Below are 13,836 nucleotides of genomic sequence, written 5' to 3' on the forward strand. Positions count from 1 at the left end.
GGCGTTCATCTGGGGGGCAGGCGCGCAGCGCCGTTCGACGCAGTCGAACACATCGAGAGGAGGTCGAAGCGAAGCCGACCGGAGGCGATGCCCCCAGATGAATGCCGGAACGAAGGAACGCCGAGCCTAGGCGAGGGGCCGGACGCTCGGGGCGAGACCTTTTGGTTCCTTTTGGGGCGTTCCCTCCGTGTCAGGCTACCTGTCGCCCTTGTTGATTGACTCATTCATTCAAGAGGGCGAAGGTATTTAGCAATGCCCAAACGTTATGACGACAACTTCAAAGACTGGGTTGTCCTGCAGATGATGCCGCCCCTTAATCGCTCGGTGGCAGAGCTCGCGATTGCGCTCAAACTCACGCCACAGTCACTGCGTAACTGGAGACAAATGGCTAGAGATAAAGGTCTGATCGTGCCCGGAGATCTCTCAATATTGCCGAATAAAGGGCATTTATCCGGAGCAAATCCAGCAATGGCGCGAAGCCTGCCAAAACGCCAACACCTTGGCTGATCTGAAGCCCAGCGCAGAGAAAACTGCCGAGCAACGACGGATCAAAGAGCTGGAGCGTCAGTTGATCCGATCAGACGCTGGTCGGGCCGAAGCGGAGGCTTTGCTGGAACTCAGAAAAAAAGCCAATGCGATTTGGGGCAAGGACAAGGAAGACTGATCAGCGCCTCTGATCGCACGCAAGCCATGAAGTTGATTACTGAAGCGGCTTGGGTGGGGCTCGCCGATATCGAGCATGTGATGAGCTGGGACTGAGCCTGCGCACGGTTCAACGTTGGCGACACACCGACGGCGACGGGCGCCTGCTAGCTCAGCGGACAGCACCGTCAAATAAACTCAGCGAGGCAGAACGCCAAGCAGTGCTTGATGCCGCTAATCAGGCTGGCTACGCCAGCCTCACACCCCACCAGATCGTGCCCAAACTGGCAGATGAAGGTATTTATCTGGCTTCGGAATCGACCTTTTATCGCGTATTAAAAGCCGCCAATCAAAACGTTCGCCGTGGTCGGGTCAAAGCCCCGAAACGCAGAGTGCTGACGACACATCGTGCTGAGGGCCCCAATCAGGTTTGGTGCTGGGATATCACCTGGTTGCCGAGCACAGTTAAGGGCCGTTTTTTTTGGTAGCCAATGAAGTGCATGAAGTGGAGTGCGCCGAGCATGCATGTGAGCTGCTTGAAAAGGGCTGTCTACGAGAGCAAACGGCGGGACGTCCTTTGGTGCTGCACTCGGACAACGGCCACGTCATGAGAGGCTCTTTATTACGCGAAAGCATGGTTGCTCTGGGCGTCGAGCCTTCATTTAGCCGCCCGCGAGTAAGCAACGACAATGCCTACGCCGAAGCACTTTTTCGTACGGCAAAGTACTGCCCGCTCTGGCCGGACCAACCGTTTGATACGCTCACTGAAGCAAGGCTTTGGGTGCAAAAATTTATCGAGTGGTACAACGAAGACCACCGTCACAGTGCCTTGAAATACGTGACGCCGAACGAGCGCCACGAAGGCAAGGCAACGGCTCTATTACAAGCCAGAGCAGCACTGTATGAAGACGCCAGGGAAGCTAATCCGAGCCGCTGGAGTACCAGAACGCGCAACTGGAAATTGGCAGATGCGGTGTATTTGAACCCCGAACGCCCTGATGTTAAGGCCGCGATGGCATAGCAGCAGGAGTACCAAGGCGACAGGTACCTTGACACGTACCGCGTTTGCCAAAAGGGACTCGCCGTAAGGGCGAAACCGCCAGCCGCCGTTACCGCAGAAACGGATATGTACCCCATCAGCAGAAGAATGTTAGCGTGCTTGGCAATCTCCAAGCCCGACGAGCCCTCCTCCCATGAAAAAGACCGTCCTCGCCTTCAGCCGCGTCACCCCCGAAATGGTCGAACGCCTGAAGCAAGACTTCGACGTCATCGTACCCAACCCGAAAAACGGCGACATCCACGCCCAATTCAACGAAGCGCTCCCCCACGCCCACGGCCTCATCGGCGTCGGTCGCAAACTCGGTCGCGCACAGCTGGAAAACGCCGCCAAACTGGAAGTTGTCTCCAGCGTCTCCGTCGGCTACGACAACTACGACGTCGCCTACTTCAACGAACGCGGCATCATGCTCACCAACACCCCCGACGTCCTCACCGAAAGCACCGCCGACCTGGCCTTCGCCTTGCTGATGAGCAGCGCCCGCCGCGTGGCCGAACTGGACGCCTGGACCAAGGCCGGCCAGTGGCAAGCCACCGTCGGTGCGCCATTGTTCGGTTGCGATGTGCACGGCAAAACCCTGGGCATCGTCGGCATGGGCAACATCGGCGCAGCCATCGCCCGTCGCGGGCGGCTGGGCTTCAACATGCCGATCATCTACAGCGGTAACAGCCGCAAGACCGAGCTGGAGCAAGAACTCGGCGCGCAGTTCCGCAGCCTCGATCAATTGCTGGCCGAAGCCGATTTCGTCTGCCTGGTCGTGCCGCTCAGCGAGAAAACCAGACACCTGATCAGCCACCGCGAACTGGCACTGATGAAGCCAAGCGCCATCCTGGTCAACATCGCCCGTGGCCCGGTCGTCGATGAACCCGCCCTGATCGAAGCGCTGCAAAACAACCGCATTCGCGGCGCCGGGCTGGATGTCTACGAGAAAGAACCGCTGGCCGAGTCCCCCCTGTTCCAACTGAAAAACGCGGTGACATTGCCGCACATCGGCTCCGCCACCCATGAAACCCGCGAGGCCATGGCCAACCGCGCATTGGCTAACCTGCGCAGTGCACTGCTGGGCGAGCGGCCACAAGATCTGGTCAACCCGCAAGTCTGGAAAGGCTGATTCAACGGGGCAGACATTTTTAATGTCTTCCCCGTTCGTTACACAACTTGCAACTCAGTCAACCCACGAAAAAAAGCTAAGCGATTTAGACTCTCCCCTACTTATCCAACCCCGGACGATGTATATGGAGAACGATTATCTTGAACAACTTTACTACCGAAAAAATCATCAGAATAAGCAAAGTAGCGCTGATGAGTTATATAAGTTTTTTTGGACTTCTGGTGATGTTTGGCAACTTCACCGACTACTCCACCAACTACGAATTTGTCGCCCATGTCCTGAGCATGGACACAACCCATGACAATGAGAGATTAAGCTACCGGGCCATTACTTCGCCCATGGCGCACCACCGAATTTACTGGCTCATGATCACCCTCGAAGTGACCTACACCGTTTATTGCATGATGGGCACTTACCACCTCTATCAAAAACTGAATGCGTCAGCCCGCGAATTTCATGAAGCAAAAAAATTCTCGATAATTGGTCTATTGATCGGTTTATTCATCTATTACGTCTGTTTGCAAGTCGTGGGCGTCGAATGGTTCAACATGGATAAATCACAAACATGGAATGCCAAGGATTGGGCTCGGCACATCGTTGATTTTATGTTGCCGTTACTTATGTATATTGCGTTAAAGATCGAGCGCTGAATAGTATCGCACTCGACCTCCAAAAAATGTCAGGCCAAGTTGCCGGTCCGCTGCAACACACGCACCTTGGGTTTACGGAACACCAGCACGTTGCCCAGCATCACCAACACCAACCCGACCAACGCAGGCGCGGTCCATTGATAGCCTTCGGCAAATGCCGAGACATTCAGTGCCACGACCGGGAACAGCACGGTGCAATAAGCCGCACGTTCCGGGCCCATACGCCCGACCAGTGTCAGGTAAGCGGTGAATCCGATGACCGATCCCGGAATCACCAGGTACAGCAGCGAGCCGATGTAACGCGCGTTCCATTCCATTTCGAAAGGAATGCCCTTGACCAGGCACCACACCGACAACATCGCCGCGCCATAAGCCATGCCCCAGGCGTTGGTGGTCAAGGGTTTGAGCCCGGCCTTCTGTTGCAGGCTCGAAAGTATGTTGCCCGCCGAGAAGCACAAGGTCCCGAGCAATGCCAGACCTAACCCGAGCAAGGTTTCCGGGCTGGCGGTATGGCCCGCCAATTCGGGCCAGAACAACAGGCCAAGTCCAAACAAGCCCAACGCGCCACCCATCAGCACATTGCGCGCAATTTTCTGGCCGAAGAACACCCGCGCATTGAGCGCGTTCCACAAGGTTGCAGTGGAAAACACCACGGCGACCAGACCGCTGGGGATCCATTGGCTGGCGGTCAGGAAGCACATGAAGTTGATGCAGAACAGGCACAGTCCCTGCGCCAGGCAGATCAGATGCCCTCGACGGTTCATCACTTGCAGGCGGCGACTCAGCAGCAGCATGACGAACAGCACCAATGCTGCGAGGCCGAAGCGATAGACGATCGACACCGGAATCGCCACCACGCCCAGTTGCCATTTCAAGGCAATCCAGGTGGTGCCCCAGATCAGCACGGTCAGCAAGTACAACGACAGGTTCATGGCAAAAGCTCCTTAATAGGGGCTCAGTGTCCCGCGCCAAGCCTCGCGGCACTTGCATAAACTTGCGCTTTTGTCAGTCGATGGGCTCGCAGGCCAACGGCTACGGAGTAGGATGCAAAGCGTTGGAGAGAACCGATCATGCCCGCACTGGAAAACCTGCAAGTCTTTCAAGCCCTCAACCGCTCGCCCAATGCTCGTCTGGAGCACAGCGCCGAGCTCGGTGACGGCATGGCTGCAGCCTTGTGGAGCAATCATCACGATGCTCAGGACTACGAAGCGCCGAGCCATCACACTCTGTCCTGCTACATCGCGGGCGGCACCGGGACCTTTCGCCGCGACCAGCCCGGCACCAAGGGCGGCCCCGACAAGTTGTGCATCCTGCCGGCCGAGCATCAATCGGGCTGGGTGATCAATGGCGACATTCGCCTGGCCCAAGTGTATTTCAGCCCCGAACAATTTGCCCTCGGCTGCGTGACGTTGCTGGACCGCGAACCTCGCGAACTACAGTTGCGCGAAGCCACTTTTCTGGACGACCCGGCGCAAGCCCGGCGCTTTCGGCAAATGCTCACACTCAACTGGGACGAACCTGGCGAACGCGTGCTCACCAGTAGCCTGGCCCATGAAATGATCAGCCACGTACTGCTCGGGCAGGTCGGAATGCGTGAGGGCTTGCGGCTTAAAGGTGGATTGGCTGCGCATCAGCGCCGGCAGTTGGTGGAGTTCATCGACAACCAATTGGCCGCGGCGATCAGCTTGGGGCAGTTGGCTGCGTTGTGTGCGTTGTCGGAATACCACTTTGCGCGGATGTTTCGCGAGAGCTTTGGCTTGCCGCCACATCAGTATGTGTTGGCGCGCAGACTGAGCCGGGCGCGGGAGTTGTTGCGTTCGACATCGCAGCCGTTGGGGGAGATCGCGTTGGCGTGCGGGTTTGCCAGTGCGAGTCATTTCACCAATCGGTTTCGTCAGGCATTGGGTGGAACGCCTGGGGAGTATCGGCAGGCGTTTTTGCGGTAAAGCAAGATCAAAAGATCGCAGGCTTCGCCAGCTCCTACAGGGTACGTGTCCGTTGTAGGAGCTGCCGCAGGCTGCGATCTTTTTGCTGTTGCCTCAGAACTCAAGCGTGCTCGAAAGCGACACCTGCCGCGAATCCCCCATCGACACAAAGAACCGGCTCGCCGCCGAGGTGTAGTAGGTGCGATCAAACAGGTTCTTCACGTTGAGCTGAAACTTGACCTTCTGCCCTTCGACTTTGGTGTCGTAGGTGGCGAATGCATCGGCCACGGTGTAGCTCGGCAGGTCGAAATCATTCACGGCGTTACCCGCTCGCTCACCGACATACCGCGCCCCCGCGCCGACCCGCAGCTGATCACCACCGACGATCGTGCCGAAGTCATAGACCGCCGACAGCGAGCCACTGTTCTTCGCGACGTTTTGCAGTTTTTTGCCTTTGTAGATCGGGTCTTCAGTGACTTCGGCGTCGGTGTAGGCATAGCTGCCGATCATGCTCCAGCGATCACTCAACTGACCGGTCAAATCCACTTCCAGTCCACGGGAACGCACTTCGCCGGCGGCGCTGTAAATCGTCACCGGGCCTTCGGAGTTGGCCACCAGCACGTTGCGTTTCTTGATGTCGAACAGCGCGACGTTACCGGTCACGCGACCCGGCATATCGAGCTTGGCGCCGATTTCCCAGGACTTGGCTTCTTCCGGCGCGATGCTGCCGTCAAGCACAGTGCTGCTGCCGCTCAACGGCGCGATGGTCGAGTTGGGTTTGAACGACTCGGTGTAGCTGCCGTAGAACGACAGTTCATCGGTGTAGCGATACACCAGACCGGCGCGAGGCACCCATTTCTGGCCGTTGCTGTCGGTGTTGGCCTGGAACGGCACGCCTTTGCCGGCGTACTGGTCGTATTCCTGGAAACGCCCGCCAGCGACGAAAATCCATTGATCGGTCAGGTGGATCGAGTCCTGCAAAAACACCGAATCGCTGCGCAGTTCATCGGTCTGCGCGCTGTCTGCAGGGCTGACGGTGGTGCCGGCGACTTCGCGGCCGTAGACCGGGTTGAGGTAGCTGAAGGTGCTCAGGCTTTTCTGGCGGATCAGGTCTTCGCGGTAGATCTTGCGGTACTCGTCATCGATGCCGAACACCAGCTCGTGTTGCAGGCCCAGAACGTTGACTTTGCCTTCGAGGCTGGCAGTGGTGAAACGGTCGGTGCTGATCGCGTTCTGAGTGCCGTCCATGCTGCGAGTCAGGGTGCCTTTGTTGGTGTCGATGGCGGTGATGCGCACTTGGCTGGCATCGTAGGTTTCGCGATTCCAGCTGTAGCCGAAGTGGGCGTTCCAGTTGTCGTTGAGTTCGTGATCGGCCTCGAAGTGATACAGATCCGAGCGCCCTTCCATGTTGTTGAAGGGTTCGTCGAGACGGCGCTCACGGGAGATGTCCAGCGGATGATTGTCACGCGGGTCAATCACCGTGCCACGGTCGAACGGGGTCAGGAACTCGCGGTGTTCGTAGGCGAACAACAACTGGGTGCTTTCGCCGAACCAGGCCAGTGACGGCGCCACCAGTGTCTCGCGGTGAGAGCCGAAGTTGCGCCAGTAATCTTCGTCTTCGTGGTCCAGGACCATGCGGTAAGCGAGGCCGGAAGTACCCAGTGCGCCGGTACTGTCGAGGCCGCCACCGCTGCCGTTTTTGCCGTCGCCGTAGGTCGAGCCGCGCAAGGTCAAGGCGTTGTACTGCTCAAGCTCAGGCTTTTTGCTGACCATGTTCACCACGCCGCCCGGGTCCTGGATGCCGTAAAGCAAGGATGCCGGGCCCTTGAGGACTTCGACCCGATCCACGGTCGCATTAAGGCCACGGCCCTGCACGATCGGCATGCCATCGCGCATGATCGAGCCGTTACGGTTGTCGCCGAAACCGCGGGTCATCACCGAATCCTGGGTGCTCGCCAGCGTGTTGCCTTGGGTGATGCCGCTGACGTTGGCCAGTGCATCGTCCAGATTGCGCGGCGCCTGATCGCGAATGACCTGAGCCGGGATGACGTTGACGGTCTGCGGGATTTCCTGGAGCAAGGCCGAGGAGCGCATCACCGAGCTGGTGGGCGGCGGTTGATAGCTCATGGATTGATCGGCCACCGAAGTGATGGTGGTCGCGCCCAGGTTCAAGGTGCCTTCGGTGGGCAACGGCTCCAGGACCAGCGTGTGGCCGTCGGTACGACGGAAGGTGAAACCCGAACCGCTGAGCAAACGCTGCATCGCTTGCTCGGCGTTGAACTGACCATTGATCGCCGGGGCGGTTAGACCGTACGGCGCCTCATCGGTGTAAACCACGCTGATGCCAGTGATCCGACTGAAGTCACTCAAGGCCTGGGGCAGCGGTTTGGCGGCCATCGCGAAGCTGAACTGCGCACTCTGTCGAACAGTGCCCGCCTCAGCGGCCACCGCCACACTCAACGGCAGCAACGCCAACGCCGAAAAGCTCAATGCACACGTACCCAACCACTGTTTGACCGAACCCGATTTTGCCCTGGACTTCATTGCTCATGACCTGTGTAGAACCTACGGGATGCGAATGACTCGCAGTTTCAGTCACTACACGGATGGCGCCGGGGTTTACCTCACTAGAAAGTTGAAAATATTTTCATTCGGGCCATGCGGTGTTTGATCTGACGCCTTCGCGAGCAAGCCCGCTCCCACATTCGACCGAGTTCTCTCAGGGGAATGCGGTCGAATGTGGGAGCGGGCTTGCTCGCGAAGAGGCCAGTCGCCTCAGCGCAAAATAATCAGATGCCCCGAAACCTGGTGCTGTTCAAACCCCAACACCCCTTGCAACGAACTCAACACCGCTTGCGGATCCTTGCTCGGAAAACTGCCACTCACCCGCCGCGCCGCCAGTTCATCGCTGAGCAGCACAATCCGTCCCGGGTAATAGCGTCCCAGGTCTTGCACCACCTCGGCGAGTGTCGCCTTGTAGTAATTGAGCCAACCCTGACGCCACGCCAATTGCGCTTCGCTGTCGACGCTGTGGTGTTTTTCCGCCAGACCATCGCCATAGGTCACTTGCTGGCCAGCCGTCAGGATTTGCTGCGCGGCGTTCTTGTCCGCCGTCACACCGACCCGCCCGGACAACACCGTGACCTGCGCCCCGTGCGGTTGCAGGCGCACTTCGAACTGAGTCCCCAGCACCTGCACCTGGCCCTGTTCAGCGTCCACCACGAACGGCTCACCGTTGTGGGTCACGCGGAAAAATCCGGCACCGCGACGCAGCTCAACGTGCCGTTCGCCACGACTGAAATCCACCGCAATCGCGCTGTCGGCATCCAGGGTGACTTGCGACTGATCGGCCAGCGTGACCGTGCGAATTTCCCCCGGTGCCGACACATAGTCCGCCCCCAGATCATCGACCCAGCGCGTTGGCTGCCAACCCGCGCCAAGTCCGATCATCAACAACAGGCACGCGGCCATGGCCAATGCGCCAGACCAGCGTCGCACATTGTTGCGCCGAGACGGGTTCATGGCATTGAGGTAACCCTGCAAGGCGAACGCGTCTTCATCGGCCAGGGTGCGCGCCGGTACTTCGCTCAATTCCCACACCACTTGCGCCTGGGCATAAGCCTCGGCATGGGCGGGGTCGGCCTGCAACCAGCGACTGAACGTGAGTTGATCGCCGCTGCTGGGCTGGTCATGCAACAGGCTCAGCCAGGCGAAGGCCGCCTGCTCCTGCGCGGGCGTCGGGGTGACGCGATCGGTGTTGTTCACAATGCTTTCCCTGGCGTGCTCGGTTCGGGTTCCCGCAGGCTGGCCTTGCACGCCTCGAGGGCGCGCATCATATGTTTTTCCACGGCGCTTTGGGACAACCCCATGGCCTTCGCGATCTCGGCGTATTTGCGCCCATGGATACGGTTGAGCAAAAAAATCTGCCGCGTACGCTCAGGCAACGCGCGCAACGCCGCTTCGACATGACGCAAATCGTTGCCCGCCTCCAGCGCCGCTTGCGGTTCGCTGCCGTGGCTGTCCGGTTGATCCGGCATCCAGCCCTCATTGATCCGCACCCGCGTGCCTTCGCTGCGCAAATGGTCGATGGCGATGTTGCCGGCGCAGCGCAACAGGTACGTGCTGAGCTCTTCGACCTGCACCAGCGGCCGACGCCAGAAGCGCAGGAACAAGTCCTGTACCAGGTCCGCGGCCGTCGCCCGACACCCGACACGACGACTCACCAGCGCTTCCATTTGTGAACGCTGGGAAAGGAACACCTGCAGGAAATGCGCACGCCCACCGCGATGTTCGTCGTCATGGGATTCCGGGGGACTGGTGATCATCGGCTCAGCCCTTCGCGAACGCGGCAACGGGGCTGGCGAGCAGGCTCAAACCCGCCAACACCAAGGCCAGGCGCGGGCGATACGGCATCAATAGCACCAGCACCAGAGCGCTGAGCATCAACACCGCAAACCACTCCACCAATCCAAGTCCCCACCCCGTCGACGACACCGCGGCCCACAACGACAACGCCAGCAGCAGCCCGCCACTGAGTTTCATCCCTTGGCGGCGGCGGGCCGAGGGCTTGCGCCCCAGCAGTTCGGCGTGATGCCGATCCATGGACAAACAGAGCGCGGTGAAACCGCCGTAGCACAGCAGCAAGGCCAGGAACATTCAGTGCGCCTCTTGCTCAAGCAGTATCGATTTTCCACGCGCTCGGGTGACGATTCCAGCCTGCCCCGAGCGCTGCATTTTCCACACGGCCCAGGCGAAAAACAGGCCACTGCCCAGGCATGCCAGATCGAAACCGGCCATGGCCCAATCGCCTTGCGTCAGTGTGACGCCCAAGTGATAAGGCGTGGTCAGCGCGTTCAGCAACGGCACCGCACAGAACAGCAACGCCGCCAGCGCCAATTGTTCGACCCACGCGGCGCGGCCACGGCGGACCATGGCATGCAACACACTCAAGCCCCAGACGATGAAGAAGCCGTTCACTTCCCAATCTGCCCGCCCGTTCATCCCGACCGGCAACAATCGATTGGCCCAGAAGTACGCCGCCACCGCGACCATCAGCCCCGACATGCCAGCGATGTTCAGCACTTCCACCAGCCGCAACTCGAACGGCATCACACCGCTATTCGAATGTTTGAGCTGACGTTTGCCAAGCCAGAGCACCAGCCCGGTACCGATCATCGCGGTGCCCGCCAAACCACAAATGAAGTACAGCCAGCGCAACACCGGACCGGCGAAATGGCCCATGTGCAAGCCGTAGAAACTGCCGGCAATGGCCATCGGCAAGGATTGTTCCGCCGTGACACCAACCAATTGCCCGGTCACCCCGTTGAACGTCACCGCGCTGCCAAAGTCGTGGACCACGCGGTCGGCGCCGTCACGCACAAGGACGACCGAGGCATTCGCATCGCCCGGATTGTTGACCGTCAGCCGCCCGGCTCGCCCGCCCGACCACTGCTCTCGGGCCCGTTCCAGCAGCGCTGCCAACGGCGCCAATTGGCCCGGTTCACCGGCAAGCTCGGGGGTAGTGGAAACAGGAAACACTTCATCGTAAAAGGTATCGCTGTCGCTGCCATAAGAGGCAACGATGCTCGCCGGCATCACCATCGACATGAAAATCACCAGGCTGCTGTAAGTGATCATCAGGTGAAACGGCAACACCAGCACACCCACCACGTTGTGCCCGTCGAGCCAGGAGCGCTGGCCTTTTCGCGGGCGGAAGGTGAAGAAGTCCTTGAAGATTTTCTTGTGGGTGATGATCCCGCTGATCAGCGCGACGAACATCACCATCGCTGCGAGGGTCGACAGCCAGCGACCCCACGGATAGGGCATCTGTAACTGAAAGTGGAAGCGGTAAAAGAACTCGCCACCGCGGGTGTCCCGGCCCTGCACTTGCGCGCCGGTTTGCGGGTCGAGGAGTTTTTCGGTGAATTGACCCCGCGTGCCGGGCTTGGCCGGTGCTTGCTGCCACCGTACCGACAGCGCGGGTTCGCGGGCATCAGGCAAATCGATGAGCCAGCGCGAGGCACCGGCCGCGTGCTGCTGAAGATAGTGCTGGGCCAGGGTCAGGCTGGCTTCGGAGGACACTGCGCGGGCAGGAATTTCCGGCTGCATCCAGTGGCTGATCTCATCCTTGAAATAGGCGAGTGTGCCGGTCAGGAAGATCGCGAACAGCAGCCAGCCGAAGATCAACCCGGCCCAGGTGTGCAGCCAGGCCATGGCCTGACGAAAGCCCTCTTTCATGAGTGGCCCATCCAGTACGCCAACCCCGACACCGCCGCCAACACCACGCTTGGCACGATCATTCCGAACCAGGCTTGCCATGCACTGCGACAGGCAAAGCACCAGAGTACGGCGACCAGATAGACCAGAAACGAGCTCATCATCCCGGTGACCACCGCTTCGGCGCGGGCCATGGGCAGCCACATCGTCAGGCTGACACTCGCCAATGCTGCGACGAGGTAACCCCCCAATACCGCGGCTAGCACTCGGAAAGTGACGGCCAGCCGGTAGGAAACGGGGAGCGCGGTGATTTTGCCTTTCATGTTTCGACCTTGAAACGGGTGAGGCCTCGTGAACGTCACGGGACCAACAAGGTCGCAATACTAATGATAAATATTCTCATATGCAAAAGAGTTGCGATGGGAGGATGCCTACCCCCTGAAACTCGGGCCTGGATCAGCAAAACCCCAAACCAAAACGGGCCTGCGATTGCAGACCCGTTGTCAGTGGAAAGGTAAAAATTAAATCAGGCTTCAGCCGTTTTGTGCAGCCTGTTCGTTCTCGAGAAACTCGTCTTCCAGCAGCGCATCGGCAGAAACCCTCTCGAACGGCACCACAGCGGCACGTGGTTTGCCCCGCAGTTTGCCAAACAGGTGCTCAAGCGCATGTTCAAGTTTTTCGGCCGCCCCGTCGATCGCCAGTTCCAGGGAGTCGGCTTTATGGGTTACAGAAATCGGTTGGTGGCCTTTTGGCCGCGCTTCCAGCTGGCAGCGCATGTCATGGGGACCGGGCTTGTCGCCGTTCTCGTCCCGCAGATGAACCTCGACGCGTGTCAGGTCCTCTTCATAACGTTCAAGCGTGCTCTCAATGGTAGTACGTACCCACTCCTCCAGTCGGATGCTGCTTTGAATATGGTTATCGCTGTTGACTTGGATTTGCATAGTTCATCCCTTATTTCAGCTAGCTAGCGAGAGGCACTTCGGCTGGCCCTTGGGCGTCATCACCGTGACCTCTTACTTACACAATCGGTCTGTGTGCAGAACATTTCAACCCCTAAAAAAAGATAAATATGGATTCGCAAAAAAAGCCGGACAACCGGTAAAAGCGCTGTTAAGGTCGGGAGTTGGGTCGCCCCTGTCAGATGTCCCAAGCTGCTCACATCTGCCGCTCCGCCAGCGGGTGCAGGCTACGAAAAATCCCCGCTTCCTCTACCAGCCAGTCATGCACCGCGCGCACACCCGGATGGCTCAGCGCACCCGGCGCATAGAGCAGCACGTAGCGCTTGTGATTGGGCACCGCCAGGCCAAACGGCACGATCAACGTCCCCCGCTCCAGCTCATCGTTGAGCAACGTTCGCCGCGCAATCGCCACGCCCATCCCGGCAATCGCCGCTTCGATGGTCAGGTGATTGCGATTGAAGGTATGCCCGCGCCGCACGTCCGCACCTTCAAAGCCAATGGCATTGAGATAAAACTCCCATTCCGCGTACTCGTAACTGCCGCGCCAGGCCGTGATGTCGTGCAACAACGGGAAGTGCAGCAGATCAGCCGGGCCATGCAGCGGCGGGCGGCCGCGCAGCAGGCTTGGGGCGCACACCGGGAAGATCTGCTCGTCGAGCAAGGTTGTGGATAACAATCCGGGGTAACTGCCATCGTTCAGGTCGATGGCCAAATCGAAGTCGCCTTCGTGCAATGGCACGCTGCTGTCCTCGGCCACCAGGCGCAATTGAATGTCCGGAAAGCGCTGCTGCAAACGCGGAAGACGCGGCGTCAGCCACTTGCTCAGGAACGACGGAATCGAGCGCAGCCGTAGAATCCCGCTGATCATCCCCGCATCCAGTCGTCGCAATTCCGCGTCGATGCTGCCGTAAGCCTCGTTGACCGTGATGGCCAGTCGCTGGCCTTCGGCACTCAATTCCACACCCCGAGCGCGACGGTGGAAAAGTCGAAACCCCAGACGCTCTTCCAGCTGTCGGATTTGCTGACTGACCGCACCCGGCGTGATGTGCAGCTCTTCGGCGCATCGAGTGAACGACAAGTGCCGCGCGGCACAGGAAAACACGTGCAGCCAGACGTAAGTCTGGGCATGCAATTGACGACTCATCGTTTAGTCCTGCTAAAGGCTGTCTTAGGAAGTTTCGTTGGTCACGTAGGACCTAGATAGGCAGTATCGCCGACATTGCGCTTGTCCTACAAAAATGGCAGCGATTTCTCTTCCATTGCTTGTATAGGCTTT

12 protein-coding genes and 1 pseudogene are annotated in these 13,836 nt (G+C 59.1%); 4 read left to right on the forward strand and 9 right to left on the reverse strand.

The window, feature by feature from the left end; genetic code table 11:
- Window positions 1-252: 252 nt before the first annotated feature.
- The 3 genes and pseudogenes from ACYZTX_RS25585 to ACYZTX_RS25595 all read left to right on the forward strand — a co-directional run bounded on the left by ACYZTX_RS25585 (window position 253) and on the right by ACYZTX_RS25595 (window position 3,460).
- Window positions 253-1,663 (forward strand): annotated as a pseudogene (locus ACYZTX_RS25585) (IS3 family transposase).
- A gap of 172 nt (window positions 1,664-1,835) precedes the next feature.
- Window positions 1,836-2,810: a 2-hydroxyacid dehydrogenase gene (locus tag ACYZTX_RS25590; RefSeq protein WP_462036377.1), complete on the forward strand. Its 975-nt coding sequence runs from the start codon at window positions 1,836-1,838 to the stop codon at window positions 2,808-2,810.
- A 140-nt stretch (window positions 2,811-2,950) separates the two neighbouring features.
- The gene (locus tag ACYZTX_RS25595; protein WP_462036378.1) at window positions 2,951-3,460 is read left to right on the forward strand and encodes a DUF2165 family protein; all 510 of its coding nucleotides are present in this window, start codon (window positions 2,951-2,953) and stop codon (window positions 3,458-3,460) included.
- Window positions 3,461-3,489: 29 nt separating this feature from the next.
- Here ACYZTX_RS25595 and ACYZTX_RS25600 read toward each other — a convergent pair whose 3' ends face one another.
- Window positions 3,490-4,392 (reverse strand): DMT family transporter, encoded by a 903-nt coding sequence (locus ACYZTX_RS25600; protein ID WP_462036379.1) that lies wholly within the window; start codon window positions 4,390-4,392, stop codon window positions 3,490-3,492.
- A gap of 138 nt (window positions 4,393-4,530) precedes the next feature.
- On the opposite strand from ACYZTX_RS25600, the gene ACYZTX_RS25605 reads away from it, so the two are divergent.
- Window positions 4,531-5,406 carry a helix-turn-helix domain-containing protein gene (locus ACYZTX_RS25605; RefSeq protein ID WP_462036380.1) on the forward strand — a complete coding sequence of 292 codons (876 nt, stop codon included), beginning with the start codon at window positions 4,531-4,533 and terminating at the stop codon, window positions 5,404-5,406.
- Window positions 5,407-5,499: 93 nt separating this feature from the next.
- Here ACYZTX_RS25605 and ACYZTX_RS25610 read toward each other — a convergent pair whose 3' ends face one another.
- The 8 genes from ACYZTX_RS25610 to ACYZTX_RS25645 all read right to left on the reverse strand — a co-directional run bounded on the left by ACYZTX_RS25610 (window position 5,500) and on the right by ACYZTX_RS25645 (window position 13,704).
- Window positions 5,500-7,929, reverse strand: coding sequence for a TonB-dependent siderophore receptor (locus tag ACYZTX_RS25610; protein ID WP_462036381.1), 2,430 nt, complete (start codon window positions 7,927-7,929; stop codon window positions 5,500-5,502).
- Window positions 7,930-8,160: 231 nt separating this feature from the next.
- Complete coding sequence (locus tag ACYZTX_RS25615; RefSeq protein WP_462036382.1) at window positions 8,161-9,150, reverse strand: FecR family protein; 990 nt, start codon at window positions 9,148-9,150, stop codon at window positions 8,161-8,163.
- Window positions 9,147-9,710 carry an RNA polymerase sigma factor gene (locus tag ACYZTX_RS25620; protein ID WP_462036383.1) on the reverse strand — a complete coding sequence of 188 codons (564 nt, stop codon included), beginning with the start codon at window positions 9,708-9,710 and terminating at the stop codon, window positions 9,147-9,149. The genes ACYZTX_RS25615 and ACYZTX_RS25620 overlap by 4 nt, the downstream gene beginning before the upstream one ends.
- Before the next feature lie 4 nt (window positions 9,711-9,714).
- A complete protein-coding gene (locus tag ACYZTX_RS25625; RefSeq protein WP_462036384.1) occupies window positions 9,715-10,041 on the reverse strand; it encodes a DUF3325 domain-containing protein in 327 nt (108 codons plus the stop codon).
- Entirely contained in the window at window positions 10,042-11,622 is a 1,581-nt protein-coding gene (locus ACYZTX_RS25630; RefSeq protein WP_462036385.1) for a PepSY-associated TM helix domain-containing protein, read from the reverse strand.
- Window positions 11,619-11,924, reverse strand: a complete 306-nt coding sequence (locus tag ACYZTX_RS25635) for a DUF3649 domain-containing protein (RefSeq protein WP_462036386.1) — start codon at window positions 11,922-11,924, stop codon at window positions 11,619-11,621. The genes ACYZTX_RS25630 and ACYZTX_RS25635 overlap by 4 nt, the downstream gene beginning before the upstream one ends.
- A gap of 210 nt (window positions 11,925-12,134) precedes the next feature.
- Window positions 12,135-12,542: an HPF/RaiA family ribosome-associated protein gene (locus tag ACYZTX_RS25640; RefSeq protein WP_462036387.1), complete on the reverse strand. Its 408-nt coding sequence runs from the start codon at window positions 12,540-12,542 to the stop codon at window positions 12,135-12,137.
- Window positions 12,543-12,756: 214 nt separating this feature from the next.
- Window positions 12,757-13,704 carry a LysR substrate-binding domain-containing protein gene (locus ACYZTX_RS25645; RefSeq protein WP_123365330.1) on the reverse strand — a complete coding sequence of 316 codons (948 nt, stop codon included), beginning with the start codon at window positions 13,702-13,704 and terminating at the stop codon, window positions 12,757-12,759.
- Window positions 13,705-13,836: the final 132 nt, after the last annotated feature.

The organism is Pseudomonas sp. MDT1-17 (genome assembly GCF_054898105.1).